This is a genomic window from Streptomyces sp. NPDC059785, assembly GCF_042732375.1.
GTDB lineage: Bacteria > Actinomycetota > Actinomycetes > Streptomycetales > Streptomycetaceae > Streptomyces.
In genome coordinates this window covers 16,203-41,795 of record NZ_JBHWHV010000032.1, presented here as the reverse complement: position 1 = coordinate 41,795, position 25,593 = coordinate 16,203, and the positions used below count along the sequence as shown (strand labels likewise).

Genomic DNA, 25,593 nt, shown 5'->3' with positions numbered 1-25,593 from the left:
AAGTGAGCACCCCCGACCTTCCCCTCGTCCAGAGCGGCGGCTGCGGCGACGGCTGCGGCTGCGGCGCCGACGCGGAGGAGGAGTACCTGGAGTGCGGACTCGACCCCGCGCTCGCCGAGCTCCTCGCCGACGCCGGGCTCGACCCCGTGGAGGTCGAGGACGTCGCGCACCTGGCCGTCGAGGAGGACCTCGACCACGGCGTGGACGTGACGACCGTGGCGACCATCCCCGAGGACGCCGTCTCCACCGGTGACTTCACGGCCCGCGAGGCGGGCGTCGTGGCGGGCCTGCGGGTCGCCGAGGCGGTCCTGTCGGTGGTCAGCACCGACGAGTTCGAGGTGGAGCGGCACGTCGAGGACGGCGACCGCGTCGAGGCCGGGCAGAAGCTGCTCAGCGTCACCACCCGCACCCGCGACCTGCTGACCGCCGAGCGCAGCGCGCTCAACATCCTGTGCCGGCTCTCCGGCGTGGCGACCGCCACGCGCGCGTGGGCGGACGCCCTGGAGGGCACCGGCGCCCGCGTCCGCGACACCCGCAAGACGACGCCCGGACTGCGCTCCCTGGAGAAGTTCGCGGTGCGCATGGGCGGCGGCGTCAACCACCGCATGTCCCTCTCGGACGCCGCCCTGGTCAAGGACAACCACGTGGTCGCCGCAGGCGGCGTCGCCGAAGCCTTCCGGGCCGTCCGCGAGACCTTCCCGGAGCTGCCGATCGAGGTCGAGGTCGACACCCTGCACCAGCTCCGCGAGGTGGTGGACGCGGGCGCCGACCTGATCCTGCTGGACAACTTCACGCCCGCCGAGTGCGAGGAGGCGGTGGCGCTGGTCGCGGGCCGCGCCCTCCTGGAGGCGTCGGGCCGCCTGACCCTGGACAACGCGCAGGCGTACGCGAAGACGGGCGTCGACTACCTGGCGGTGGGCGCCCTGACGCACTCGGCCCCGATCCTGGACATCGGCCTGGACCTGCGCGAGGCACCGACGGACGAGGCGGAGTAGGGAAGATGCTGCTCACCATCGACGTCGGCAACACGCACACCGTCCTGGGCCTCTTCGACGGTGAGGAGATCGTCGAGCACTGGCGCATCTCCACGGACGCCCGCCGCACCGCCGACGAGCTGGCCGTGCTCCTCCAGGGCCTGATGGGCATGCACCCGCTCCTCGGCGACGAACTGGGCGACGGCATCGACGGCATCGCCATCTGCGCGACCGTCCCCTCGGTCCTGCACGAGCTGCGCGAGGTGACCCGCCGCTACTACGGCGACGTACCCGCCGTCCTCGTGGAACCCGGCGTCAAGACGGGCGTACCGATCCTCACCGACAACCCCAAGGAGGTCGGCGCGGATCGCATCATCAACTCGGTCGCCGCCGTCGAGCTCTACGGCGGCCCGGCGATCGTCGTCGACTTCGGCACGGCGACGACGTTCGACGCGGTCAGCGCGCGCGGGGAGTACGTCGGCGGAGTCATCGCCCCCGGGATCGAGATCTCGGTCGACGCGCTCGGCGTCAAGGGCGCCCAGCTGCGCAAGATCGAGGTGGCGAGGCCCCGCGCGGTCATCGGCAAGAACACCGTGGAGGCCATGCAGTCCGGCATCGTCTACGGCTTCGCGGGCCAGGTCGACGGCGTAGTGGAGCGCATGGCGCGCGAACTGGCCGACGACCCGGACGACGTGACCGTCATCGCGACGGGCGGCCTGGCCCCCATGGTCCTGGGCGAATCCTCGGTGATCGACGAACACGAACCGTGGCTCACCCTGATCGGCCTCCGCCTGGTCTACGAACGAAACGTCTCACGCACGTAGGCGCTCCCGACGCACCCACAGCAGACGACCGCCCCTGTCTGTCGGCCGCAGGCACCGCGCACCCGCAGCCGCACACGAAAGGGAAGGGGCCGGGCCGGTACGTGTACCGGCCCGGCCCCGACCCCCCACCGGAGCCGGCGCCCCCACGGGCCTGACGGCCAGGCGAGTGGGCCAGGCACGCCACAGCAATCCGATATGCCGAATTTTGTCTGATTAGCGCGTATCGTCACCGCATGCCCACGCCCTATGGATCCCGCGGTGGCATGGCGTTCGGCCCGGAGGAGCTGCGTGTGCTCCGCCGCGCTCTAGGCCGTGCCCTCCATCCCAGCCCCGTCTCGGCCGAGGACGTCCAGGACTGCCTCCGCCTCGCCGAGGCCGTCGACGAGGCGGCCCGCGAGGGCGCCAGGCTCCGGGCCTTCCTGCTGGCCGACCTGGCCCGCTACCGGGCCGCCCTCCCCGGCACCGCCACCGGCTACCTCCGGCTCCTGGACGACGCGCTCGGCAGCGGATACAAACCCTGCCCCGACGACCTCGCCGCCCTGCGCGCCCTGCGCGGCACCCCGGCCGCCGCCGCGCTCCTCGACCGCTGCCGCGCCCTGGCCGAACGCGACGTACGAGCCCGCCTCGCGGACGCGGCCGGCGCCCGGCCCACCGTCCCGGCCTCCCGCACCCGCCTGCTCGCCCTCCCCGGCGGACTCGCCGCCGACCGCCCGGTGTGCGACCGCCTCCCGGGCGCCCGTACGGCGTCCGAGAAGCCCGCGGAGAACCCCGGGAAGCGCCCCGCGCGACCGGAACCGCCGGGCCCGGTGAAGACGCCGCGCCCGGCCCGCCCCATCCCCACACCCGGGGAGGTCTTCCCGCCCAAGCGCAAGCCGGGCCCCCCGCCGGCCAGCCCGCAGCAACGGCTGGCGGCGGGCTAGCTACCCTGGAGACATGGACTATGTCGCCGCGCTCGTGCCCCCGGTCGTGATGGCCGTGTTCTTCGTCGGACTGATCGTGACGATCGTGAAGTCCCAGGGCGGAGAGAACAAGGCCAAGGAGGACGCCGCGGTGGACGCGGCCCTCGCGAAGCGCCGCGACACCGCCTGACCCGAGCACCCGCACCCCCGCGTAGCGCCCCCTCCGCACCCACATCGGCGTACGACTCGTAGGACCATCGAGTCGTACGCCCTTTTTGTTGCCCTTTTTCCACTATTGTTCTGAGCTGTGCCTCGCCCATTGGGAGAACTCGAAGACGCGGTCATGACGCGGGTGTGGAAGTGGAACCGCCCGGTGACTGTTCGGGAAGTCCTGGAAGACCTTCAGCAGGAACGGTCCATCGCGTACACCACGGTGATGACCGTTTTGGACAATCTCCATCAGAAGGGCTGGGTGCGCCGCGAAGCGGAAGGCCGGGCCTATCGATATGAAGCAGTCTCCACACGCGCTGCCTACGCGGCCGCGCTGATGAACGACGCCTGGTCCCAGAGTGACAACCCGGCAGCCGCACTCGTCGCCTTCTTCGGCATGATGAGCGAGGAACAGCGCCGCGCGCTCAGTGACGCCGTCCGCATCGTCCAGGGACCGGAAACGGCCGAAACGTCTGTCGAAACGCCCGTCGAAACCCCCGGCCCCGCCGAGGAGAACCCCGCCGCACCTCAGGACGGCACCAGGCGATAGCGTCCGCCCATGCCAGCAGAGCATCCCGAAGCCACCGCAAAAGCCCTCACCGTCCGCCGGGCCAGGACCAGCGATGTCCCCGCCGTGCGCCGCCTCCTCGACTCCTACGTGCAGCGCCGCATCCTGCTGGACAAAGCGACGGTCACGCTTTACGAGGACATCCAGGAGTTCTGGGTCGCGGAACGCGACGACAACGCCGAGGTGGTCGGCTGCGGAGCCCTGCACGTGATGTGGGAAGACCTCGCCGAAGTACGCACGCTGGCGGTGAACCCCACGGTCAGGGGCGCGGGCGTCGGCCACCAGTTGCTGGAGAAGTTGCTTCAGACCGCACGCTGGCTCGGCGTTCGCCGGGTTTTCTGTCTCACCTTCGAAGTCGACTTCTTCGCGAAGCACGGCTTCACCGAGATCGGTGAGACGCCGGTTGACACGGATGTCTACGCCGAGCTACTGCGTTCCTATGACGAGGGCGTGGCCGAGTTCCTGGGTCTCGAACGAGTGAAACCGAACACCTTGGGCAACAGCCGGATGCTTCTGCATCTGTGATCGCCGCCCTATTCCGACGAGGGACACTGCCCGGGTGCCCTATGTCCGAAACGCGCATGTTTCCGGGCTCCCGGTAGGCAGTGAGTCTCCGCCAGGGGTTTGTGTTTTTCCAGCAAAAGCGGTTTGCTTTCCGACGTAGTGCAGTACTGCATATAACAGGGGACGCGAAACAGCGGCGCACGCCGCAGGCCCTCGGCCCTGAAGTTATCGATGAAAGGAAATCCGGTGGCACAGAAGGTTCAGGTCCTTCTTGTCGACGACCTCGACGGCGGCGAGGCGGACGAGACCGTGACGTTTGCGCTGGACGGCAAGACGTACGAGATCGATCTCACGACCTCCAATGCGGACAAGCTCCGTGGCCTTCTCGAGCCCTACGTCAAGGGCGGTCGGCGTACCGGAGGCCGTGCATCTGGCGGACGTGGAAAGGCGCGTGCCGCTTCGGGCAGCAGCCAGGACACCGCGCAGATCCGCGCCTGGGCGAAGGAGAACGGTTACGAGGTCAACGACCGTGGCCGCGTTCCCGCGTCCATCCGCGAGGCTTACGAGAAGGCCAACGGCTGAGCGCACGCGCGCCGCAGCCGGACACGGTGACACTGCGTTGCCACCGTGTCCACCAGTCGTACGAGATCGGGGGCGCCCCCACCGCCCCCCACGGCCGACAGTGTCGGCAGCGAGGGTTCCACCTCGCACCCCGGCTCGGGGGGCCGCAGCCAGACGGCGGCCCCCTGTGGAGCGAACGGCCCGGCCGGCCGCGGTTCACCGCGGGCCGCGCCCGGCGGCAGCGGCGCCTCGGTGCGCCCGCCCGCGCCGATCGCCGTGAGGTCGAGCGCGAGCGCTCCCCACTCCAGCCAGTCGAGCAGCCCCGGCAGTTCCGCCGCGCTGCCCTCGGCCACCAGCAGCCGCATCCGGTCGCCCCTGAGTGCCACCGGAGACGCCGGACCCAGGTGCCGCAGCGCCGCGACCCCCGCCTCCGCGGGCACGTCGAGCACGTCGAACCGCACCCCCGTGACGAGCCGCACCGGCGGACCCGGCACCGTCACCCAGCCGAGCCCCTCCTCGTACCAGCGCCGCACCGGATCGACGGGTCCGGCGGGGCCGTGACCGTCGGGCCGCCGGCGGGGCGAGGGGATTGCGGAAGCCATGCCAAGCGCAACAGCCGCGGGAGCCCCGGAGTTACGCTGGGTGCTCGTACGAATACCCAGGGTGCCGAAGCCGGGGGCGTGCGGAGGTGCCCGCAGGCGCAAGGGTGTTCGCCCGTAGCGGAGGGAACCGGGGTGCGCGGCATGGAGTGTCAGTGCGTACGGGTAAGACATCCCTAGTGGGAGGGGGCGACACGCAAGGCGAGGTGGTCGCGCGTTCGCCATCGGCGTAGTGGTGGTGAGGGTAAGTGCCTGGCCTGCGGGAACATCGTCTCGCACCATCGGGTTGGAGCGTATGTCGGCGTTCGGGGTCAGGAGGCCATCGACGGGTGTCGGCAGTTGGAATGAGCGGTCCCCGCTTGCGGGACTAAGCTGCGGAAGGACAGCGAGGGGAGCGTCCCCTCACTGCCTGACCGCTCTGAGGAGCGATTAACGATGTTCGAGAGGTTCACCGACCGCGCGCGGCGGGTTGTCGTCCTGGCTCAGGAAGAAGCCCGGATGCTCAACCACAACTACATCGGCACCGAGCACATCCTCCTGGGCCTGATCCACGAGGGTGAGGGTGTCGCCGCTAAGGCCCTGGAGAGCCTCGGGATTTCGCTCGAGGCGGTCCGCCAGCAGGTGGAGGAGATCATCGGCCAGGGCCAGCAGGCCCCGTCCGGCCACATTCCCTTCACCCCCCGTGCCAAGAAGGTGCTGGAGCTGTCGCTCCGCGAGGCCCTTCAGCTCGGCCACAACTACATCGGCACGGAGCACATCCTGCTCGGCCTGATCCGCGAGGGCGAGGGCGTCGCCGCCCAGGTCCTGGTCAAGCTGGGCGCAGACCTCAACCGGGTGCGGCAGCAGGTGATCCAGCTGCTCTCCGGCTACCAGGGCAAGGAGACCGCCACCGCCGGCGGGCCTGCCGAGGGCACGCCCTCGACGTCCCTGGTCCTCGACCAGTTCGGCCGGAACCTCACGCAGGCGGCCCGCGAGTCCAAGCTCGACCCGGTCATCGGGCGCGAGAAGGAGATCGAGCGGGTCATGCAGGTGCTGTCCCGCCGTACCAAGAACAACCCGGTCCTCATCGGCGAGCCCGGCGTCGGCAAGACGGCCGTCGTCGAGGGCCTGGCGCAGGCCATCGTCAAGGGCGAGGTGCCCGAGACCCTCAAGGACAAGCACCTCTACACCCTCGACCTCGGCGCGCTGGTCGCCGGCTCCCGCTACCGCGGTGACTTCGAGGAGCGCCTGAAGAAGGTGCTCAAGGAGATCCGCACCCGCGGCGACATCATCCTGTTCATCGACGAGCTGCACACGCTGGTCGGTGCGGGTGCCGCCGAGGGCGCCATCGACGCCGCGAGCATCCTGAAGCCGATGCTGGCCCGTGGTGAGCTCCAGACCATTGGTGCGACCACGCTCGACGAGTACCGCAAGCACCTGGAGAAGGACGCGGCTCTCGAGCGCCGCTTCCAGCCGATCCAGGTCGCGGAGCCGTCGCTGCCGCACACGATCGAGATCCTCAAGGGCCTGCGCGACCGTTACGAGGCGCACCACCGCGTCTCCATCACGGACGAGGCCCTGGTGCAGGCCGCGACGCTCGCGGACCGCTACATCTCGGACCGCTTCCTGCCGGACAAGGCGATCGACCTGATCGACGAGGCCGGTTCCCGGATGCGCATCCGCCGGATGACCGCGCCGCCGGACCTCCGCGAGTTCGACGAGAAGATCGCCGGCGTCCGCCGTGACAAGGAGTCCGCGATCGACTCGCAGGACTTCGAGAAGGCCGCGTCCCTGCGCGACAAGGAGAAGCAGCTCCTCGCCGCGAAGGCCAAGCGGGAGAAGGAGTGGAAGGCCGGCGACATGGACGTCGTCGCCGAGGTCGACGGCGAGCTGATCGCCGAGGTCCTCGCGACCGCCACCGGCATCCCGGTCTTCAAGCTGACCGAGGAGGAGTCCTCGCGGCTGCTGCGCATGGAGGACGAGCTCCACAAGCGGGTCATCGGCCAGAAGGACGCCGTCAAGGCGCTCTCGAAGGCGATCCGCCGTACGCGCGCCGGGCTCAAGGACCCCAAGCGCCCCGGTGGTTCGTTCATCTTCGCGGGCCCGTCCGGTGTCGGTAAGACGGAGCTGTCCAAGGCGCTCGCCGAGTTCCTCTTCGGCGACGAGGACGCGCTGATCTCCCTCGACATGTCGGAGTTCAGCGAGAAGCACACGGTCTCGCGTCTCTTCGGTTCGCCCCCCGGCTACGTGGGCTACGAAGAGGGCGGGCAGCTGACCGAGAAGGTCCGCCGCAAGCCGTTCTCCGTCGTCCTCTTCGACGAGGTGGAGAAGGCCCACCCGGACATCTTCAACTCGCTGCTCCAGATCCTGGAGGACGGTCGTCTGACCGACTCCCAGGGCCGTGTCGTGGACTTCAAGAACACGGTCATCATCATGACGACCAACCTCGGCACGCGGGACATCTCGAAGGGCTTCAACCTGGGCTTCGCGGCGCAGGGTGACACGAAGTCCAACTACGAGCGGATGAAGAACAAGGTCTCGGACGAGCTCAAGCAGCACTTCCGCCCCGAGTTCCTCAACCGTGTGGACGACGTCGTCGTCTTCCCGCAGCTGTCCCAGGAGGACATCCTCAAGATCGTCGACCTGATGATCGACAAGGTCGACGAGCGCCTCAAGGACCGGGACATGGGCATCGAGCTCGCCCAGTCCGCGAAGGAGCTGCTCGCGCAGAAGGGTTACGACCCGGTGCTGGGCGCGCGTCCGCTGCGTCGCACGATCCAGCGCGAGGTCGAGGACACCCTGTCCGAGAAGATCCTCTTCGGCGAGCTGCGCCCCGGCCACATCGTGGTCGTGGACACCGAGGGCGAGGGCGAGAACAAGACCTTCACCTTCCGGGGTGAGGAGAAGTCGGCCCTCCCCGACGTCCCGCCGATCGAGCAGGCGGCCGGCGGTGCCGGTCCGAACCTGAGCAAGGAGGCGTAGCCCGCGGGGTTCGCTTCACCGGGGCTGCCCCGGGACTTGGTTCCAAGTCCCGGGGCAGCCCCGTTTTCCATGTGCTCGTCCGTGGGCTCACAGCATGCTGTAAGTCCGGTCGATGACGGGCGCGACCGGAAGCTGCTCCAAGGCGTGGTCCGGTACTTCTCGCAGCTCCGGGGCCAGGTGGAAGGTCAGCTCGCGCAGCCCGGGGAACAGCTCGGGAAGCCGCGACAGATCCTCTTCGCCGGTGAACTTGTTGAGCCGTAGCCGCGTGACGTCCGGGAGTACGGGGGCCGCGGCCCATCCCACCGCTTCCCAGTTGATTCGCAGCTCGTCCAGGGCCGGCAGCCGGGTGATCTCCGAGAAGTCGTCGGCGGTGAGCTTCTCCGTCAGGGTGGTGAGATTCAGGGACTTCACCGTGTGCCGCCGGTGCAGGCCGCGCAGCCCGGTAATGAGCAGGGCGTCCCTGGTGAAGCGCAGATATCGCAGCGACAGGTCCTGGGGAAGTGCCGCGTCCAGGGAGTCGCCGTGCAATGGGATGCCGAGGTGCAGAGAGTCGAGAGTCGCCGAGGCGGAGAGCGGGGCGAGCCCGCCCGGCCTCGCCAGGCCGGGCAGGTTGAACAGAGCCAGCCAGGTCAACGACAGCCCGGCGAGCGGCGAGAGATCGTCCACGTCCGGACTGCCGCTGACATCGAGACGGGCGAGCCGCCCCTGGTCCGAGAGGAAGCGCAGGTCGGACACCAGGCGGTTGCCCTCCATCACGAGCTCCTGCAACTGGTCGGGAAGGAGCCCGGCGCGCAGATCGACCTCGTCGATGTCGCCCACGATCTGTACCCGGGGCCGCCCGCCCAGCTCCCGGAGGGCGTACAGCTGGGCGGCGGAGTGCGCGGTGAAGTACAGCCCCTCCGGCTTCAGATGCGCGATGACCTCGGCCGCGTACCGCTCCGTGTCGAACCGGTGCCAGGTCCAGGTGAGCTGGGCGCGCACCGACAGGGCCGGATGCTCGCGGAAGCGGGCCAGTACGGGGACGGCGGCGTCGGTGCCGATCAGGGAGGCGGTGGCGACGACGGACCTGGCCTCGTCCTCGGTCAGTCCCTCCGGGCCCGGCAGCAGCTCAAGGACGAGCGGGCCGGCCGAGGCCAGAACCTGCGCCTCCTCGGGCGTACGGGGCGGGATCAGCGTGCCCGCGTTCTCCTCCACCAGGGCGCGTACGCGGGGGTCCAGTTCCGTCGCGTGTTCCAGACCGGCCAGGGCGAGAAGCCGTACGCGGGTGCTCTGGGCGCTGTCGGCCCGGCCCGCCGACTCGGTGAGGTCGCGCAGGAAGTCGGCCCGCTCGCGGGGCCGGGCGTGCGCCACCGCCATGCGGACCACGTCGGACCACTGGCTGTCGACGGCGTTGCGCACCAGCAGCCCGAAGTCGCCGTCCTCCACCGCCGCCTTGGCGCCCAGGTAGTCCTGGAAGGTGCGGTGGACGAACTCGACGGTGCCCAGGGCCGGTTCGCGGAGCAGTCCGCTGCGGACCAGCAGATGGCGCAGGATCGCGGGGGCGTCGCCCTGGGCCGCCGCGGCCGGCAGGGACGGCAGGATGTCGGCGATGATCCGTTCCGCCCGTTCGCGGTCCATCTCCGACTGGTTGTTGCGGATCAGCCAGTAGGCGAGCCGTTGCAGCAGCTGGATCTGCGGAAGTTCGGTGAGCCGGATGCCGTCCTCGTCGTCCTCGCCGTTCCGCGGGCGGAACATGTCGCGCTCCTCGTCCCGGCGGGACAGCAGCATCGACAGCGCCGCGTCGTACAGCTCCTGCCTGCCGTGCGGGAGGTAGCCGCGCCGGTCGCGGTGCAGGGCGCAGATCAGGCCGCACATCAGGGGGTTGGTGGCGAGGCGGCCGAGGTCGGGCTTGGTGGCGACCGCGTCGAGCAGGGAGCGTTCGTAGCCGTCGAGGCGTTCGGTGCCGGGTGCGCCGAGGCGGGCCGCGGTGTGCCAGCGGCGGATGAAGGCGGAGACGTCGCCGCGGCTCATCGGGGAGAGGGCCAGCTCGGTGAAGCCGTCGGCGGACAGCCAGTCCTCGCGTACGGCCGAGGGGCGGGAGGTCACCAGCCAGCGGTTGCCGGGATAGACCTCCATCAGCTCGCGCAGCCAGCGCCGGGTGCGTTCGCGCTCGCGCTCGGGGATCTCGTCCACGCCGTCGACCAGGAGCAGCCCGCGGCCCGCCGTGAGCACCCGGTCCGTCCAGCCGTCCGGCTGGCCCGCGTGGAAGGGGACGCGGACGGCGGCCAGCAGGCTGTCGGGGGCGGGGAGCCCGTCCGGGCGGCGGACCAGGGTGCGCAGCGGCAGTACGAAGGGGATGCGGTCGCCGCGCTCGCCGCGGGCGGCGGTCACCGCGATCCACTGCACGAGCGTCGTCTTGCCGGAGCCCGCGACCCCGCGCAGCAGCACCAGGTCGTGATCGGCGAGCGCCTCCTCGGCGGGGAGCGCGGCGGAGGGCGCGACGATCTGGCCCGCGTCCTCGTCGGCGGCCGGGCGGATCGCCTGGAGGCTCAGATAGGCGGCGTCCAGCGGCCAGCGCTCGGGGGAGTTGACCAGGTCGATGCCGTAGATGGTCAGGTGGCTGTGCTTGGTGGCGACGTAGGCGAGGTAGCGCTCCTCGAACCGGGCGTCCGTGCCGCCGGTCATCGGGGTGCGGGCGATCAGCTCGTCGACCTTGGCGATGAGCTCGGCCTGCCTGCGGGTCTGCTCGACCAGCGTGGCCCCGACGAACGTGGAGCGCTGGGTGAAGAAGTGCAGGATGTGCAGGCAGGCGGTGTCCAGCAGCCGCTCGTAGAACAGGGTGGCGTCGAAGGACAGGTGCCGCTCCGGACTGCCGCTCTTCGCCCGCAGTTCCAGGGCGAGGGCGGCGTGGCCGAGCTGGACGGCCTGTACGTCGCTCATGTCGAGGTCGCCGAGCGCGTACAGGGTGCGGGTGAGGGCGTCGGCGACGGCGTGCTCCTCGCCCGCGGCCAGCGGGCGCTCGCCGCCGCGCAGCGCCCGGGCGACCAGTTCGGCGACGAGCCGGGAGAGGTCCTTCCGGTCCAGGGTGCGTTTCTCGCCCCGGAAGGAGATGTAGCCGCTCAGGCGTACGGGCTTGTGGACGAGTCCGGCGCCGGGCCCCTCGGTCACGAACAGTTTCCTGATCAGCGGCGTGATCGCGCTGGACGCCAATCGGACGCCTACTGCTGGTTCCACGCAAGTCCCCCCTCGAACGTCCCGGCCAGTCTGCCCGCCGGTGCCGGACGGGGTCCAGATCACATTCGAGGGGGCCGGGAGCGGGCTCGCCGGTGACATGCGGCACAGGCGATATGTCCGGTACTAACCAGAATAGTGGACATGTTCGGAGGGGTGGCCGGGACCTTCGGCCCGGGGGTCCCGGGCCGCCGTGAACGGGGTGACCGCCGGTCGGAGCGGCCTGTCAAGAGGTCTGATGTTTTTCGTTCAAGTACGAGCTTTGATCGTAGATGGGGGGTTTTGGGATCGGCGGAGACGGCGGTTACCAAGGGATGGTCCGTTCGGGAGGCGCCTGCGCTCCGGGCGGACGTCCCGTCCCCGTCATGAAGAGGTTTCCATGCCGAAGCGCGTCACGTCCCCCTCCGCCCGTCCGTCCCGGCTCCGTACCCGTGCGGCCGCTCTGGCCGTCGGTCTCGGTGCCTCGGTGGCACTGGGCGCCGGGGTCGCGGCCGCCGACACCGTCCCCGCGACCGCCACTGCCGGTACCGCGGCCGGTGCCGTGAAGAGCCAGGCCGCCGCTCAGGCCAAGGCGGCCACCGACGCCAAGAAGGCCGCGGCGGCGAAGCAGGAGAGCGCCGCCAAGAAGGCCGCCTCCTGGGTCGACCCGGTCAAGAAGTACACCCTGTCCGCCACCTTCAACCAGGCCGGCGGCATGTGGGCCCACAAGCACTCCGGCCAGGACTTCGCCGTGCCGACCGGCACCGAGGTCGTAGCCGCCCACGGCGGCACCGTCGTGAAGGCCGGTGGCAACGGCGCCGGTGACGGCCCCGCCTACGGCAACGCCATCGTCATCAAGCACGCCAACGGCACGTACTCGCAGTACGCGCACCTGTCGCGGATCGACGTCAAGGTCGGCCAGGTCGTCACCACCGGGCAGCACATCGCCCTGTCCGGCTCCACCGGCAACTCCAGCGGCCCGCACCTGCACTTCGAGATCCGTACGACCCCGAACTACGGCTCCGCGATCGACCCGGTCGCGTTCCTGAAGTCCAAGGGCGTCACCGTCTGACGCACCCGGACCCCAGGGTCTACGACGCCGGGGCGCCGCCGTGCGCCTGCGTCACCAGATCGACGGCGACCTCGAGGACGGCCTTGCGCTTGTCCTCGGGGTCGGCTTCGACGTCCTTGAGGACGAACATCCCCGCGTGCATCGTGAAGAGCGCGCTGATGCAGCGGACCTGGTCGGCGAGGGGCGCCTCCGGGTCCTTGATGATCTCCAGCATGCTGAGCATGCGGTGTTTGAAGGTCTCGCCGATGCTCAGCTCCCGCACCGTCGCCTGGTTCTCCTGCATGAAGCGGAAGAGCGGTGCCGCGCCGGTCAGCGCCTCGCTGTAGCGGCGCAGCACCTCCTGCTTGGTGTGCAGGGTGTGCGGCTGCTGCTTGCCCCAGTCGATCAGCTCGTCCAGGGGCCTCGTCAGATCCGCGAAGAGACTGATGAGGATCTCTTCCTTGGTCTTGAAGTGGTAGTACAGCGCGGCCTTCGTGACGTCGAGATGCTCGGCGATCTCGCGCAGGGAGGTCTTCTCGTAGCCCTGCTCGGAGAAGAGTTCGAGGGCCACGTCCTGGATGCGCTGGCGGGTGTCCCCGCGCCGCTGCCGCTTGGTGCCGTCCATGGTGCCGCCCATTCTCCTGGTCCGTGCGCTTTCCGGAAATTTTACCTGTCGACCGGCTAGTAAACCCCACCCCGTAGAAACTTACTTGACGCCCGGCTAGTTACGGGGCTACCGTCCCGAGTGTAGTCAACTTGCCGGTCGGCAAGTAAGTGCCGGGACTCCGGGAGCCGCGCGCCAGCGGCCGGGAGCCGGCGGTACGTGAAAACAGGGGAAGCAGGGGAGTGGGGACGATGGCGGACACCACGGAAGCGGTCGCGCAGACCGGTGAACAGGACAAACAGCCGCGCAGCGTACGGGTCGTGCTGCTGGCTCTCATGATCGCGATGCTGCTCGCGATGCTCGACAACATGATCGTCGGCACCGCGATGCCCACGATCGTCGGCGAGCTCGGCGGCCTGGAGCACCTGTCCTGGGTCGTCACCGCGTACACCCTCGCGACCGCGGCCTCCACGCCCATCTGGGGCAAGCTCGGCGACATGTACGGGCGCAAGGGCGCCTTCATGACCTCGATCGTGATCTTCCTGATCGGGTCCGCGCTCAGCGGCATGGCCCAGGACATGGGGCAGCTCATCGGCTTCCGCGCCGTCCAGGGCCTCGGCGCCGGCGGTCTGATGGTCGGCGTCATGGCGATCATCGGTGATCTGATCCCGCCCCGGGAGCGGGGCAAGTACCAGGGTATGATGGCCGGCGTGATGGCCTTCGCCATGATCCTCGGCCCGCTGGTCGGCGGCACCATCACCGACCACTGGGGCTGGCGCTGGTCCTTCTACATCAACCTGCCGCTCGGCATCGTCGCCCTCCTCGCGGTCAGCGCCGTGCTGCACCTGCCCAAGAAGCGCAAGAAGGGCACCGTCGACTACCTGGGCGCGGGGCTGCTCACGCTCGGCATCTCCTCCATCGTCCTGGTCACCACCTGGGGCGGCACCGAGTACGCCTGGGGCTCCGCCCGGATCATGGAACTGATCGCCATCGGCGTCGCCTCGCTCGTCGGCTTCCTGTTCTGGCAGACCAAGGCGGCCGAGCCGATCATGCCGCTGCACATCTTCCGCAGCCGCAACTTCACGCTGATGTCCGTCATCGGCTTCATCACCGGCTTCGTGATGTTCGGCGCCGTGCTCTTCCTGCCGCTGTACCAGCAGTCCGTGCAGGGCGCGTCCGCCACCAACTCCGGACTGCTGCTCCTGCCGATGCTCGGCGCGATGCTCGCCGTCTCCATGGTCGCGGGCCGGGTCACCACCAACAGCGGCCGCTACAAGATCTTCCCGCTCGCCGGCAGCGCGCTGATGATCACCGGTCTGTTCCTGCTCGCGCAGATGGACACGGAGACGACGCGGCTGACCTCCGGCCTCTACATGGCCGTGCTCGGGGCGGGCATGGGCTGCCTGATGCAGGTCACCATGCTGGTGGCGCAGAACAGCGTCGAGATGAAGGACATGGGTGTCGCGTCCTCCTCGACCACCCTGTTCCGTACGCTCGGCTCCTCCTTCGGAGTCGCGATCATGGGCGCGCTCTTCAACCACCGGGTGCAGGACGTCATGGCCGAGCGGGCCGGGGCGATCGGGTCCAAGGTGACCGAGCAGTCCGCGCAGCTCGACGCGGCGAGCCTGGCGAAGCTGCCGGCGGTGGCGCGGGAGGCGTACCAGCACGCGGTGTCCTCCGGGACGCACTCCGCCTTCCTGCTCGGGTCGGTGGTGGCCGTGGTCGCGCTGGTGGCGGCGGTGTTCGTGAAGGAGGTTCCGCTGAAGGGGGCGGGGCCTGCGGCCGCGGCCGACGGGGGGAAGCCGGCCGGGGACGGGGCGGTGGCGTCTTCGGCGGTGGCGGAGACCGTCTGACCTGCGGTCGGCTTGCCGCCCGTCCCTCCAGCTCAAGGCCCCCGGCGTGTCCGCCCCGGGGGCCTTGGCCTTTGCTGGTTTCGCCCCCTCCGCCCCTTCCCGTCCCGTACCTGGGGGCTGTGCCCCCAGACCCCCCTTCGGCCTGGACGGCCTCGTCCTCAAACGCCGGACGGGCTAGGTGGCCGGTGGCAGCATCGGGTAGCTGCCCGTGTTCGTCGGGGCGTGTTCCGGGAGCCAGAGGACTGCCACCGCGCCCTCGGCGGGGACGTTCTCCGGGGCGCCGGCGGGGCGGACGTTGCGGAAGGTGAGGCGGGCGCCGAGGACGCGGGCCTGGCCGGCGGCGATGGTGAGGCCGAGGCCGTGGCCGTGGCCCGAGCGGTCGGTGCTGCCGGTGCGGAAACGGCTGGGGCCCTCCTGGAGCAGCTTCTCCGGGAAACCGGGGCCGTGGTCGCGTACCCGGATGACGCGGCCCTCGACGGTGACCTCGATGGGCGGCTTGCCGTGCCGGGCGGCGTTGGCGAGCAGGTTGAACAGGACGCGCTCCAGGCGGCGCGGGTCCGTGGTCACCTCGGACTCGTGAACCACCCGGACCTCGATGTCCGCGTCCTTCGCCGCCACCCGCCGGGAGACGAACTCGCCCAGCAGGATGTCCTGGAGCTCCGCCCGCTCGGACGCGCCGTCGAGGCGCGCCACCTCCAGGACGTCCTCGACCAGCGTGCGCATCGCCTGCGCGCGGTCGCGGACCAGCTCGGTGGGGCGCCCCGGCGGCAGCAGCTCGGCCGCCGTCAGCAGCCCGGTCACCGGAGTCCGCAGCTCGTGCGCGATGTCGGCGGTCACCCGGCGCTCGGCCTCGATGCGCTGCTGGAGCGCGTCGGTCATCGCGTCGACCGCCCGCGCCAGGTCGTCGGTCTCGTCGCGGACGACCCCGCCTATGGCGTCCCGTACCCGGACGTCGGTGTCGCCCTCGGCGACCTGGGTCGCGGCCGCCGCCGCCTTGCGCAGCCGGCGCGAGAGCTGGCCGCCGATGAGCACGCCCAGGGCGCAGCCGCCGAAGACGGCCGCGATGGAACCGATGATCAGCGCCTGGTCGAGATCCTTCATCACGGTGGCGCTGCGGTCGGTGAAGGCGGAGTGCAGGGAGAGCACCCTGCCGTCCTTGAGCGGTACGGCGGCCCAGATGTCCGGCGCCCCGTGCGAGCTCTCGGACACGTAGGTGGCGCGCCGCCCCTGGGCCACCTTGACCAGCAGGTCCCTGGGGATGCCCGGGTCGTCGACCTTGACCCCGAACGCCTGGGTGCGCCCGGACTCGTACATGCGCTGGGCGACCTGGATCCGCTCGTCGGCCAGGTCACGCGAGTTGTCGAGCATCGAGACCCGGGCCGCGTTGTGCACGACCAGGCTGAGCGCGACGGCGACCAGCGCCCCCACGAAGGCGATCGCCGCGCTGAGTTTCCACCGGATCCCGGTGTGCAGCCGGGTGCGCCTGTCGTTTCCCGCGTTCGCCGCGTTCGCCGCGTTCGCCGCGTTCGCCGCGGTCCTCGCGTTTCCCGCAGTCGCCGCCGGCGCCAGGCGTCGCCATGTCCCGCGCATCCCCCGCATACCCCTGCTCAGGCCTTCAACTTGTAGCCGAAGCCGCGGACCGTCTCGATACGGTCCTGGCCGATCTTCGTACGCAGCCGCTGCACATGGACGTCGACGACCCGCGTGTCACCGCCCCAGCCGTAGTCCCACACGCGCTCCAGGAGCTTGTCGCGCGACAGGACCGTGCCGGGCGCGGACGAGAACTCGAGCAGCAGCCGCATCTCGGTGGGCGTGAGCGCCACCGGACGGTCGCCGCGGCGCACCTCCATGCCCTCGGTGTCGACCACCAGGTCACCGAAGGAGAGCACCCCGCCGCCGTCGTCGTCCGCCTCCGGGCCCGCGCCGCCCGCGGGACCGCTCGCGTGCCCGAAGCGGCGCAGGACCGCGCGGATCCGTGCGACCAGCACAGCGCCGTCGAAGGGCTTGGTGACGTAGTCGTCCGCGCCCGCCTCCAGGCCGAGGACCACGTCGATGGAGTCGGCGCGCGCGGAGAGCATGATCACCGGGACGGTCGACTCGTCGCGGATACGGCGGCACAGGCTCACCCCGTCGAGCCCCGGCACCATGACGTCGAGCAGCGCGATGTCGGGACGGTCCGCCCGGAACGCCTCCAGGCCCGCGAGCCCGTCGGGCATGGCCGTGACCGCGAAGCCGTTGCGCTCCAGGGCGAGCTGGGTGGCCTCGCGGATGACGTCGTCGTCCTCCACGAACAGGACGTGGGTCTGCTCTGCCATCCTCTGCTCTCAGTTCGGCGCCGGGGTGGGCGATTCGCCGCCCACCGCCTTGCTGTAGTCGTTGTGGGTGCGCGCGACCTCGGAGAAGCGGTTCGCCGCCCAGCGGTAGGTGATCACTTCCTCGCTGGACGGGTACGACACCGGGTCGCCCTTCTTGTAGAGCTGCTGGGTGACGACCAGGTCGCCCCGGTCGATCTCCGCGTAGACGGGCGGCTCCTCGGCGTTGAAGACGTTCTTGTACGAGCCGCCCTCGCGCCGGTACACGTACGAGCCGACGCCCACCGCGTCGCCGCAGGTCATCACGTTCACCACGATGTCGTCGGCGGCGCCCGCCGTCAGGTTCCCGTACGAGACGTCGACCGGGTACTCGTCGCTGACGCAGGGCTTGAGGCCGCGCTTGACCGCCGCCGAGACCTCGGGGTCCTTCTTGACGAGCCGGATCGCGTCCACCGACTCGGCCGTTCTGGTCGCCGACCCGGACGGCGCGGTGGTGCCGGTGACCGAGTCGGAACCGGCCGGTCCCTCGTCCCGGGCGCCCGTGCCGCCGGTGGCGCACGCGGAGAGGAGAAGGCCGACGGCGGCGAGCACGGCCAGCGCCGTGATCACCGCCTTGAGGGCCCCGCGAAACCCGATGGCCCCAGTGCCTAGGCCGCGCAACGCTCCCGCTCCTCACCAGCCACGAGCGCGGCGGCGCCGCGCTCCTCCCGGTCCCGGCTCTCCAGCTCCTCGCGGAGCCGGGCCAGGGCCCGGTGCAGTGTGCTCTTGACCGTGCCGGCCGACATGCCGAGGGCCGCGGCCGTCTCCTCCGTGGACATCTGCTCCCAGTGTCGCAGCACCACGACACTGCGCTGCTTCGGAGCGAGCACTTTCATGATGTCCATCAGCAGCGCGCGGTCCGCGTGCTGCTCCGTGGCGTCGTCGACGCAGGCGTCCGGAAGCTGCTCGGTGGGCACCTCTTCGAGCTTGCGGGCCCGCCACCACTCGGTCCGGGTGTTGATCATGACGCGGCGCAGATAGGCGTCGGCGAGCCGCTTGTCCGCGATGCCCTCCCACCGCCCGTACGTCCGCACGAGGGCCGTCTGCAACAGGTCCTGGGCGTCGACCGGGTCGGGGACCAGCCGACGGGCGCTGCGCAGCAGCGCGTCCTGCCGGGTGCGGACGTACTCCTCGAACTCGAGCACCTCTGCCTGCGCCATTCCAACCGCCTCCATCCCCGTTCCGGCTGACTGCCGCCGGTGATCCGTAGCCTGCGCGCCGCGGTCTCCGCGGTACGGCACTGAAGCTACGGAGGCGTTGTCACGGGGCTGTGCGGGGCAGCCTGCGACGAGCGCTCGGCTGTCCGTCGGTTGTGTAACGGAAGTAGGCCGGGAGTAAAGGAGGGCGGTTGTTCGTCTGGGTATGCGGCGTTCTGGGGGCAGGGAGTCTGTCCGCGGGACGGCCGTCCGCTGTTGCCCGGCTGTGGGACGGCCGGTGTCGTCAGCCCAGCGGGAGGCGGTAGTGGCCGCTCGCCAGGGGCTCCACCAGACCGTCGGCGACCAGCCCGTCCAGGGCGCGGGCACGCTGTACCGGCTCCTCCCACACCCGGTCGAGGGCGGCCTGCGCGACCGGCGCCGTGGCCTCCCGCAACACGGCGAGCAGCCGCCCGCGGACCTGGCGGTCGGTGCCCGCGTACGTCTGGCCGCGGCGCGGCGGCCCGTCGTGCGCGGGCTTTCCGGCCTGCCGCCAGGCGCACAGCGCGGCGATCGGGCACCGGTGGCACGCCTCGTTCTTCGCCGTGCACACCAGTGCGCCGAGCTCCATGGACGCGGCGGCCCAGCGCGCGGCCGTGGACTCGTCCTCGGGCAGCAGGGCGCGCGCGAGCTTGCGCTCGGCGGCGGTGGTGGCGTTCGGCGGGTACTGCACCCCGGTCACGGCCCGCGCGAACACCCGCCGCACGTTCGTGTCGAGGACGGCGTGCCGCTGCCCGTACGCGAACGACGCCACGGCCGCCGCCGTGTACTCGCCGATCCCGGGCAGCGCGAGCAGCTGGGCGTGCTCGGCCGGTACGTCGCCGCCGTGCCGTTCCGTTATGGCGACCGCGGCGCCGTGCAGCCGCAGGGCGCGGCGCGGGTAGCCGAGCCGGCCCCAGGCGCGGACGGCCTCGCCCGGCGCCTCCGCGGCCAGGTCGGCCGGGCGCTGCCAGCGGGCCAGCCACTGCTCGTACACCGGGAGCACCCTGCTCACCGGCGTCTGCTGCAACATGAACTCGCTGACCATCACGCCCCACGGGCCGGCGTCGGGACGCCGCCACGGCAGATCACGGGCGTGCTCGTCGAACCAGTCGATGACCGGCTCGTGCAGCAAGGCGCCGTCGGCGCTGGGCGCCGCGGCGGACGGAGTACGGGGCGTGGGCATGGTGGGTGCAGTCATGGCGTCATCGATCCTGCCACGCTGCACGCCCGACACGGGCCAGCCACGGGGGTGGGTCGTAAGACCTGACGATCGGCAGGGCCTCGCGGCGACCGTGCCGGGGAGGGGGCTGTGCCGGTGAAGGGCGCTGCGCCGGGGAAGGGCGCTGCCCGGTCACCGCCCGGCGCGGCCGGGTACGCCGGATCCATGGCCATAGGTGCAAGCGCCGCGATCGCGAAGGCGCCCGCGGTGTCCCGGCACCACCTCGGCCATCGGGCGACGGCGGGCGACGGTGAACTGGACGCTGGCGGCGTCGGCGACGTCACCGTAAGGGCCGGACGCGGCTCGGGAGTTCACGGTCACGGACGGTAGGCGGTGGCCCGTTGTCGTCACGCCCCGCGACCGCCGGGCCGCCGACACCGCCCCACGTCGGGTGCGGACGGCGGCCGACCGGAATGATGATCAGAGAAAGTGGCGGTCAGGGCGGCGGGTGGGGCAAGGTAAGCGTCGGATCTCTCGTACAGTTTGCGCCGTGGGATCTCTGCGCAATCCGGTCGGGCCGCTTCCCTCCTCCATCTACTGGCGACGGAGGGCCGTCCTGCTGTCCGTGGTCGGTCTGTTGGCCCTGCTGGTCGTCTGGGTGGTGACCCTGCGCGGCGGAGGCGGCGGCGGCAACGGCGGCGGATCCGACGGGAAGGGCCCCGCGCCCTCGATCACTCCGGGACCGAGCAGTTCGGGCCCCGCGATCAGCCAACACCCGGGCGGCCGCGACGAGTCGAGCGGCGGCGGTGACGGGTCCGGCGGCGGCTCGGACGACAATTCAGGCTCCGGTGACTCCAGCGGCTCCGGCGACGGCAGTGGCTCCGACGGCAACTCGGCCGGAGTGGGCGGCGGTTCGGGCGACGGGGCCGCGGGCGGCGGCTCGGGCGAGCAGCTGCCCGCCGGTACGAGTCTGCCCGACTGCACCGCCGGTTCGGTCAAGCTGTCGCTGAGCAGCGTCCACAACGCCTACTCGCCCGGCCAGAAGCCGACCTTCGAAGTGACCGCCAAGAATTCCTCGGGCAGCGACTGCAAGCTCGATCTCGGCGCGAAGGAAACGGTCCTGACGATCACTCAGGCCGACAGCGACGACGACATCTGGACGTCGAGCGACTGCCCCGACGGCTCCGGCAGCCTGCTGCTGCGGGTCCCGGCCGACGGGCACGTGACACACACCGTGGAGTGGGACCGCAAGGCCAGCGCCCCGAAGTGCGCGACCCCCGCGGCGACTTCGGCCTCGGCCGGCACCTACCTGGTCGAAGCCAAGGCCCCCGGCCTGAAGAAGGCCCAGGCGTCCTTCGTCCTGGAGAAGGACTAGGGCGTGTTGCGAAAGTCCCGTCGTTCGCCCGAAGCGCGGCAGGCGGGACTTTCGCAACACGCCCTAGGGGCGCGGCCGGAGCCTCCGCGCCCCGTAGGGGCATGGGCGGTGTCCATGCTGGGTCCATGTGCGGCGCCGCCGCGTGGGCCCGCCCAGCCACTACAGACCCGCGGCCGCCCGGCACGGGGCGAGGCGGCCACCCCAGAACCCGCAGAGGCTCAGACGTACCGCTCGAGGATCGAGGACTCCGCCAGCCGCGACAGCCCCTCGCGGACGCTGCGCGCGCGGGCCTCGCCGACGCCGTCGACCGTCTGGAGGTCGTCGACGCTCGCGGCGAGCAGCTTCTGGAGGCCGCCGAAGTGCTCGACCAGCCGGTCGATGATCGCGCCGGGCAGCCGCGGCACCTTGGCGAGCAGCCGGAAGCCGCGCGGCGAGACGGCGGAGTCCAGGGCCTCGGGGGAGCCGGTGTAGCCCAGCGCCCGCGCGACCGTGGGCATTTCGAGCAGCTCGGCGTGGGAGAGCGCGTCCAGCTCGGCGAGCGCCTCGTCGACCGTGCGCGAGCGCTTGGCGGTCGGCTCCGGCACGTAGTCCCGGACGACGAGCTCGCGCTCGGGCTCGACGCCCGCGATCAGCTCGTCGAGCTGGAGGGCGAGGAGCCGTCCGTCGGTGCCCAGCTCGACCACGTACTCGGCGATCTCGGTGGCGATCCGGCGGACCATCTCCAGGCGCTGGGCGACGGCCGAGACGTCCCGGACGGTGACCAGGTCCTCGATCTCCAGCGCGGAGAGCGTGCCCGCGACCTCGTCGAGGCGGAGCTTGTAGCGCTCCAGGGTGGCGAGGGCCTGGTTGGCCCGGGAGAGGATCGCGGCGGAGTCCTCCAGGACGCGGCGCTGCCCGTCGACGTACAGGGCGATCAGGCGCATCGACTGGGAGACCGAGACGACCGGGAAGCCCACCTGCTTGGAGACGCGGTCCGCGGTGCGGTGGCGGGTGCCGGTCTCCTCGGTGGGGATGGTCGGGTCGGGCACGAGCTGCACGCCGGCCCGCAGGATTTTGGTGATGTCCTTGTCGAGCACGATGCCGCCGTCGAGCTTGCACAGCTCGCGCAGCCGGGTCGCGGTGAACTCGACGTCCAGCACGAAGCCGCCGGTACACATCGCCTCGACCGTCTTGTCCCAGCCGAGCACGATGAGCCCGCCGGTGTTGCCACGGAGGATTCGCTCCAGGCCGTCACGGAGGCCGGTGCCGGGTGCTACGGCGCTCAGTGAGGCGCGCATCAGCCCATCGGCACCGGAGCTCCCACCGGACTTTCCGGGAGCTGCTGCCCGGTCGTTGGCTGCCACTGCACTCCTCCGGTCGCAGGTTTCCAAGCGCCCCCGGTTCGTACGGACGGGCGAGACCTGGGCAAAGTCTACCGGCGCTCTTCCTCGTCCCGTGGGGCGTCTCTGCGACGAGAACGGGGAAGGACCCGCAGCGCGTCGCCCATGTCGGCCACTTCCAGGACCTTCATGCCGGGCGGGACCTTGCCCGGATCGGCCGGGACCAGGGCGTGCGTGAAGCCGAGCCGGTGGGCCTCGGCCAGCCGGCGCTGGACGCCCGTGACCCGTCTGACCTCGCCCGCGAGGCCCACCTCGCCGATCGCGACCAGGTTCTTCGGCAGGGGGGTGTCGCTGGCGGCGGAGGCGAGCGCGAGCGCCACGGCGAGGTCCGCGGCGGGCTCGGAGAGCTTCACCCCGCCGACCGTCGCCGAGTAGATGTCGCGCTTGCCGAGCGCGCTGATCCGGCCGCGCTGCTCCAAGACCGCCAGCATCATCGAGACGCGCGAGGTCTCAAGACCCGAGGTGGTGCGCCGCGGGGAGGGGATCTGCGAGTCGACGGTGAGCGCCTGCACCTCCGCGACCAGGGGGCGGCGGCCCTCCAGGGTGACGGTCAGGCAGGTGCCGGGCACCGGCTCGGCGCGCCGGGTCAGGAACAGGCCGCTGGGGTCGGCGAGGCCGGTGATGCCCTCGTCGTGCAGCTCGAAGCAGCCGACCTCGTCCGTCGTCCCGTACCGGTTCTTGACGCCGCGGACCAGGCGCAGGCGGGCGTGCCGGTCGCCCTCGAAGTGCAGCACCACGTCGACCAGGTGCTCCAGCAGGCGGGGGCCCGCGATCGCGCCGTCCTTGGTGACATGGCCGACCAGCAGCGTGGACATGCCGCGTTCCTTGGAGGCGCGGATCAGGGCGCCGGCGACCTCGCGGACCTGGGCCATGCCGCCCGGAGCGCCGTCGATCTCCGGGGAGGCGACGGTCTGCACCGAGTCGAGGATGAGCAGGGACGGCTTCACCGCGTCCAAGTGGCCGAGAACGGCGGCCAGATCGGTCTCGGCGGCCAGATACAGGTGGTCGTCGATCGCCTTGATGCGGTCGGCGCGCAGCCGGACCTGGCTCGCCGACTCCTCGCCCGTCACGTACAGCGTGCGGTGCTCGTCGCTGGCCGACTTGGCCGCCACGTCAAGGAGCAGCGTGGACTTGCCGACGCCGGGCTCGCCCGCGAGCAGGACGACCGCGCCGGGGACGAGACCGCCGCCGAGCACCCGGTCAAGCTCCGGCACGCCCGTGGTGCGGGCGGTGGCCTGGCGGCCGTCGACCTGGCCGATGGGCACCGCGGAGGTGGTGACCCGGCCCGGAGCCGTCGTACGCACGGCGGGCGCGCCGTACTCCTCGACCGTGCCCCAGGCCTGGCACTCGGGGCAGCGGCCGAGCCACTTGGCCGTCTGCCAGCCGCATTCGGTGCAGCGGTAGGACGGCCGGTCCTTCGCGGGTTTCGTACGGGCAGCCATGCACGGAACCGTAGCCGAGCCCACTGACAACCGGACCGGCCCCGCCCGCCCGTCGCCCCCGGTGACAGCCTGGGCCACGGTATGAGGGGCCGGTGTCCTCTTATGAGGGATCGTTTCACCCGTATGGATTAAATGCGCTCAAGGCGGCGGAAGCGGCCACCATCGGGCGCCTACGGTCGCACGGGTGATGAGCAGCAGTCCCGAAACCTTCACGCACACGACCGGCGCGCACCGGGCGTACGGAGACGCACGCAAGCGGGGTGCCGCGCCGCGTGGCGCGTCCTCCCGCACGCCGGCCCAGCGCCCACCCGCGCGCTACGAGCCCTTCCTGGACGGCTTGTTCACCTACTGCCTGTCGGTGCTGTGCGACCACGACGCCGCCACGGCCGTCCTGGGCGACGCCCTCGCCCTGGCCGAGCGGCGCGGCGGGCGCGGACCGCAGTCCCCGGACGACCGCAGGGCCTGGCTGTACGCCCTCGCGCGCTGGGCCTGCCTGCGCAGGCTCGCCGAGACCCGGCGCCACCGCCAGGCGGCGCACGCGGCAGGAGGCCGCCCCGATTCCGAGGCGGAGCGGAAGGCCGCCGCCGACCGGCGGGCGGCCCAGGCGCTCACCGTGCCGTCGGAGGAGGCCCAGCGCCGCCGCCGCGAACTCGCCCTGCTGGCCTGGCCGGAGGCGGCCGGCACCACGCCCGAGCAGCGCGAGGCGCTGGAGCTCGCCGTGCGCCACCAGCTCACCGCCGCCGAGGTCGCCGCCGTCGTCGGCCTGGACCCGGCCCGCGCGCGCGAACTGCTCGCCGGCGCCGCCTGCGAGGTGGAACGCACGCGCGCCGCCCTCGCCGTGGTCGGCACCGGCACCTGCCCAGGCGTCGCCCGCCTCACCGGCGACCACCAGCTCGTACTGAGCAGCACGCTGCGCCGCGAACTGGTCCGGCACGTCGACGACTGCCCGCGCTGCCGCCGCACGGCCGAGCGCGCGGTGCCCGGCACCTGGCCCGGCACCAGCGTCACCCCGGACGCGCTGCCCGTGGTGACGGCCCCGCGCGCGGACGTGCGCTTCGCCATGGAGCACGTCCCGCGCGCGCGGGGCGGCGCGCCGCGCTTCGACCGGCGCGGCTTCCCGATGGACCCCAAGGACCACGCCGCGCGAAGGCACCGGCTGCGCGCGCGTGCCGTGACCACCACGGTGGTCGCCACCGTCGTCGCCGCGCCGGTGCTAGCCCTCTGGGCGGCCTACCGGGGAGCGCCCATGACCGGGGAGGGCGAGGACGGCCGCGCGGTCAGCGCCAGCGAGGCGACCGGCCCCGACGGCGAGGGATCCGGCTACGAGAACGCGGGCAACGCGGGCGCGCACTCCGACGACCGCCTCCCCGGGGCCGGCCCGTCGTCGGACGTCTCCGTGGAGGTCGTCGGCGAGGGCGCGGGCGTGGCCGGACGGCTCTCCGTCACGGCCGCGGGCAGCGGCGGCACCACGCTCATCACACTGACGTCGTCCGCCGCCGAGCCCCTGCGCTGGTCGGCGTCGACCGCTGCTTCCTGGCTGTACCTGAGCAGGTCCACCGGCACCCTCGCCCCCGGCGAGACACTGACGATCAAGGTGTACGTGGACCATCTGCGCGAGCCGGTCGGCGCGTGGAGCGCGCGCGTGGCCGTCGCCCCGGCGGGCGCGGTCGTCACGATCCGGGGTCACGGCACCGCGCGCCCGTCCCACCCGGACCCGAACCCGGGCCCTCCGAAGCCCTCGGACCCGCACTCGTCGGAACCCGCACCGGGCACCCCGACACCCCCGACCAGCCGGCCGCCCACACCCACACCCACACCGACCCCCACGCCCACACCGACCCCCACGGACCCGAGCGGCGGCTCGAGCCCGTCCGACGGCACCGCCGACCCGAGCCCCTCCTAGCAGGGACCGGGC

Annotated in this window: 22 protein-coding genes; 12 read left to right on the top strand and 10 right to left on the bottom strand. The window is 71.6% G+C overall.

Annotation, left to right across the window (positions count from 1 at the left end; genetic code table 11):
• Positions 1-2: 2 nt before the first annotated feature.
• The 7 genes from nadC to ACFV6E_RS23800 all read left to right on the top strand — a co-directional run bounded on the left by nadC (position 3) and on the right by ACFV6E_RS23800 (position 4,561).
• Positions 3-995 (top strand): carboxylating nicotinate-nucleotide diphosphorylase, encoded by a 993-nt coding sequence (nadC, locus tag ACFV6E_RS23830; RefSeq protein ID WP_385170263.1) that lies wholly within the window; start codon positions 3-5, stop codon positions 993-995.
• Positions 996-1,000: 5 nt separating this feature from the next.
• Positions 1,001-1,798, top strand: coding sequence for a type III pantothenate kinase (locus ACFV6E_RS23825; RefSeq protein WP_385170261.1), 798 nt, complete (start codon positions 1,001-1,003; stop codon positions 1,796-1,798).
• 263 nt (positions 1,799-2,061) lie between these two features.
• A complete protein-coding gene (locus tag ACFV6E_RS23820; protein WP_385170333.1) occupies positions 2,062-2,718 on the top strand; it encodes a hypothetical protein in 657 nt (218 codons plus the stop codon).
• A gap of 13 nt (positions 2,719-2,731) precedes the next feature.
• Positions 2,732-2,887 (top strand): hypothetical protein, encoded by a 156-nt coding sequence (locus ACFV6E_RS23815; RefSeq protein WP_385170258.1) that lies wholly within the window; start codon positions 2,732-2,734, stop codon positions 2,885-2,887.
• A 153-nt stretch (positions 2,888-3,040) separates the two neighbouring features.
• Complete coding sequence (locus ACFV6E_RS23810) at positions 3,041-3,457, top strand: BlaI/MecI/CopY family transcriptional regulator (RefSeq protein WP_385170330.1); 417 nt, start codon at positions 3,041-3,043, stop codon at positions 3,455-3,457.
• A gap of 9 nt (positions 3,458-3,466) precedes the next feature.
• The gene (locus tag ACFV6E_RS23805; protein ID WP_385170255.1) at positions 3,467-4,000 is read left to right on the top strand and encodes an amino-acid N-acetyltransferase; all 534 of its coding nucleotides are present in this window, start codon (positions 3,467-3,469) and stop codon (positions 3,998-4,000) included.
• A gap of 225 nt (positions 4,001-4,225) precedes the next feature.
• Positions 4,226-4,561 (top strand): Lsr2 family protein, encoded by a 336-nt coding sequence (locus tag ACFV6E_RS23800; protein ID WP_385170252.1) that lies wholly within the window; start codon positions 4,226-4,228, stop codon positions 4,559-4,561.
• On the opposite strand, the gene ACFV6E_RS23795 is transcribed toward ACFV6E_RS23800, so the two are convergent.
• Positions 4,540-5,142: an SCO3374 family protein gene (locus ACFV6E_RS23795; protein ID WP_385464411.1), complete on the bottom strand. Its 603-nt coding sequence runs from the start codon at positions 5,140-5,142 to the stop codon at positions 4,540-4,542. The genes ACFV6E_RS23800 and ACFV6E_RS23795 overlap by 22 nt on opposite strands.
• Positions 5,143-5,574: 432 nt before the next feature.
• On the opposite strand from ACFV6E_RS23795, the gene ACFV6E_RS23790 reads away from it, so the two are divergent.
• Complete coding sequence (locus ACFV6E_RS23790; protein ID WP_385170246.1) at positions 5,575-8,100, top strand: ATP-dependent Clp protease ATP-binding subunit; 2,526 nt, start codon at positions 5,575-5,577, stop codon at positions 8,098-8,100.
• 87 nt (positions 8,101-8,187) lie between these two features.
• On the opposite strand, the gene ACFV6E_RS23785 is transcribed toward ACFV6E_RS23790, so the two are convergent.
• Positions 8,188-11,313 carry an NACHT domain-containing protein gene (locus ACFV6E_RS23785; protein WP_385464408.1) on the bottom strand — a complete coding sequence of 1,042 codons (3,126 nt, stop codon included), beginning with the start codon at positions 11,311-11,313 and terminating at the stop codon, positions 8,188-8,190.
• Between the two features lie 376 nt (positions 11,314-11,689).
• Between ACFV6E_RS23785 and ACFV6E_RS23780 the strand changes: the two genes are divergently transcribed.
• A complete protein-coding gene (locus tag ACFV6E_RS23780) occupies positions 11,690-12,361 on the top strand; it encodes a M23 family metallopeptidase (RefSeq protein WP_385177482.1) in 672 nt (223 codons plus the stop codon).
• A 19-nt stretch (positions 12,362-12,380) separates the two neighbouring features.
• On the opposite strand, the gene ACFV6E_RS23775 is transcribed toward ACFV6E_RS23780, so the two are convergent.
• Positions 12,381-12,977, bottom strand: a complete 597-nt coding sequence (locus ACFV6E_RS23775) for a TetR/AcrR family transcriptional regulator (RefSeq protein ID WP_385177481.1) — start codon at positions 12,975-12,977, stop codon at positions 12,381-12,383.
• 218 nt (positions 12,978-13,195) lie between these two features.
• On the opposite strand from ACFV6E_RS23775, the gene ACFV6E_RS23770 reads away from it, so the two are divergent.
• Entirely contained in the window at positions 13,196-14,797 is a 1,602-nt protein-coding gene (locus ACFV6E_RS23770) for an MDR family MFS transporter (RefSeq protein ID WP_385177480.1), read from the top strand.
• 174 nt (positions 14,798-14,971) lie between these two features.
• Here the strand turns inward: ACFV6E_RS23770 and cseC are convergent, their stop codons facing one another.
• From cseC to ACFV6E_RS23745, 5 genes are all read right to left on the bottom strand, one after another.
• Positions 14,972-16,387 carry a two-component system sensor histidine kinase CseC gene (cseC, locus tag ACFV6E_RS23765; protein WP_385464405.1) on the bottom strand — a complete coding sequence of 472 codons (1,416 nt, stop codon included), beginning with the start codon at positions 16,385-16,387 and terminating at the stop codon, positions 14,972-14,974.
• 17 nt (positions 16,388-16,404) lie between these two features.
• Complete coding sequence (gene cseB / locus ACFV6E_RS23760; protein ID WP_385177601.1) at positions 16,405-17,112, bottom strand: two-component system response regulator CseB; 708 nt, start codon at positions 17,110-17,112, stop codon at positions 16,405-16,407.
• Between the two features lie 9 nt (positions 17,113-17,121).
• On the bottom strand, positions 17,122-17,769 hold the full coding sequence (locus tag ACFV6E_RS23755; RefSeq protein ID WP_385464402.1) for a hypothetical protein: 648 nt from the start codon (positions 17,767-17,769) through the stop codon (positions 17,122-17,124).
• Positions 17,757-18,308, bottom strand: coding sequence for a SigE family RNA polymerase sigma factor (locus ACFV6E_RS23750; protein WP_385177599.1), 552 nt, complete (start codon positions 18,306-18,308; stop codon positions 17,757-17,759). Before ACFV6E_RS23750 ends, ACFV6E_RS23755 begins: the two co-directional genes overlap by 13 nt.
• 280 nt (positions 18,309-18,588) lie before the next feature.
• The gene (locus ACFV6E_RS23745; RefSeq protein ID WP_385177598.1) at positions 18,589-19,521 is read right to left on the bottom strand and encodes an A/G-specific adenine glycosylase; all 933 of its coding nucleotides are present in this window, start codon (positions 19,519-19,521) and stop codon (positions 18,589-18,591) included.
• A gap of 511 nt (positions 19,522-20,032) precedes the next feature.
• Here ACFV6E_RS23745 and ACFV6E_RS23740 point away from each other — a divergent pair.
• On the top strand, positions 20,033-20,857 hold the full coding sequence (locus ACFV6E_RS23740; protein WP_385464399.1) for a hypothetical protein: 825 nt from the start codon (positions 20,033-20,035) through the stop codon (positions 20,855-20,857).
• A 218-nt stretch (positions 20,858-21,075) separates the two neighbouring features.
• On the opposite strand, the gene disA is transcribed toward ACFV6E_RS23740, so the two are convergent.
• Both disA and radA read right to left on the bottom strand, forming a co-directional pair.
• The gene (gene disA / locus ACFV6E_RS23735; RefSeq protein ID WP_385173081.1) at positions 21,076-22,200 is read right to left on the bottom strand and encodes a DNA integrity scanning diadenylate cyclase DisA; all 1,125 of its coding nucleotides are present in this window, start codon (positions 22,198-22,200) and stop codon (positions 21,076-21,078) included.
• 68 nt (positions 22,201-22,268) lie between these two features.
• Positions 22,269-23,678, bottom strand: a complete 1,410-nt coding sequence (radA, locus tag ACFV6E_RS23730) for a DNA repair protein RadA (RefSeq protein ID WP_385464397.1) — start codon at positions 23,676-23,678, stop codon at positions 22,269-22,271.
• Between the two features lie 187 nt (positions 23,679-23,865).
• Here radA and ACFV6E_RS23725 point away from each other — a divergent pair, with 187 nt between their 5' ends.
• Complete coding sequence (locus ACFV6E_RS23725) at positions 23,866-25,581, top strand: hypothetical protein (protein ID WP_385464394.1); 1,716 nt, start codon at positions 23,866-23,868, stop codon at positions 25,579-25,581.
• Positions 25,582-25,593: the final 12 nt, after the last annotated feature.

Excerpts from the sequence above, each read along its gene's own strand:
- ACFV6E_RS23775 (WP_385177481.1), bottom strand. The coding sequence starts at position 12,977 with ATGGGCGGCACCATGGACGGCACCAAGCGGCAGCGGCGCGGGGACACC.
- cseC (WP_385464405.1), bottom strand. The coding sequence starts at position 16,387 with ATGCGCGGGACATGGCGACGCCTGGCGCCGGCGGCGACTGCGGGAAAC.
- ACFV6E_RS23750 (WP_385177599.1), bottom strand. The coding sequence starts at position 18,308 with ATGGCGCAGGCAGAGGTGCTCGAGTTCGAGGAGTACGTCCGCACCCGG.
- ACFV6E_RS23790 (WP_385170246.1), top strand. The coding sequence starts at position 5,575 with ATGTTCGAGAGGTTCACCGACCGCGCGCGGCGGGTTGTCGTCCTGGCT.
- ACFV6E_RS23745 (WP_385177598.1), bottom strand. The coding sequence starts at position 19,521 with ATGACTGCACCCACCATGCCCACGCCCCGTACTCCGTCCGCCGCGGCG.
- cseB (WP_385177601.1), bottom strand. The coding sequence starts at position 17,112 with ATGGCAGAGCAGACCCACGTCCTGTTCGTGGAGGACGACGACGTCATC.
- ACFV6E_RS23780 (WP_385177482.1), top strand. The coding sequence starts at position 11,690 with ATGCCGAAGCGCGTCACGTCCCCCTCCGCCCGTCCGTCCCGGCTCCGT.
- ACFV6E_RS23825 (WP_385170261.1), top strand. The coding sequence starts at position 1,001 with ATGCTGCTCACCATCGACGTCGGCAACACGCACACCGTCCTGGGCCTC.
- ACFV6E_RS23795 (WP_385464411.1), bottom strand. The coding sequence starts at position 5,142 with ATGGCTTCCGCAATCCCCTCGCCCCGCCGGCGGCCCGACGGTCACGGC.
- ACFV6E_RS23805 (WP_385170255.1), top strand. The coding sequence starts at position 3,467 with ATGCCAGCAGAGCATCCCGAAGCCACCGCAAAAGCCCTCACCGTCCGC.
- ACFV6E_RS23810 (WP_385170330.1), top strand. The coding sequence starts at position 3,041 with ATGACGCGGGTGTGGAAGTGGAACCGCCCGGTGACTGTTCGGGAAGTC.
- ACFV6E_RS23820 (WP_385170333.1), top strand. The coding sequence starts at position 2,062 with ATGGCGTTCGGCCCGGAGGAGCTGCGTGTGCTCCGCCGCGCTCTAGGC.
- ACFV6E_RS23815 (WP_385170258.1), top strand. The coding sequence starts at position 2,732 with ATGGACTATGTCGCCGCGCTCGTGCCCCCGGTCGTGATGGCCGTGTTC.
- ACFV6E_RS23770 (WP_385177480.1), top strand. The coding sequence starts at position 13,196 with ATGGCGGACACCACGGAAGCGGTCGCGCAGACCGGTGAACAGGACAAA.
- ACFV6E_RS23725 (WP_385464394.1), top strand. The coding sequence starts at position 23,866 with ATGAGCAGCAGTCCCGAAACCTTCACGCACACGACCGGCGCGCACCGG.
- radA (WP_385464397.1), bottom strand. The coding sequence starts at position 23,678 with ATGGCTGCCCGTACGAAACCCGCGAAGGACCGGCCGTCCTACCGCTGC.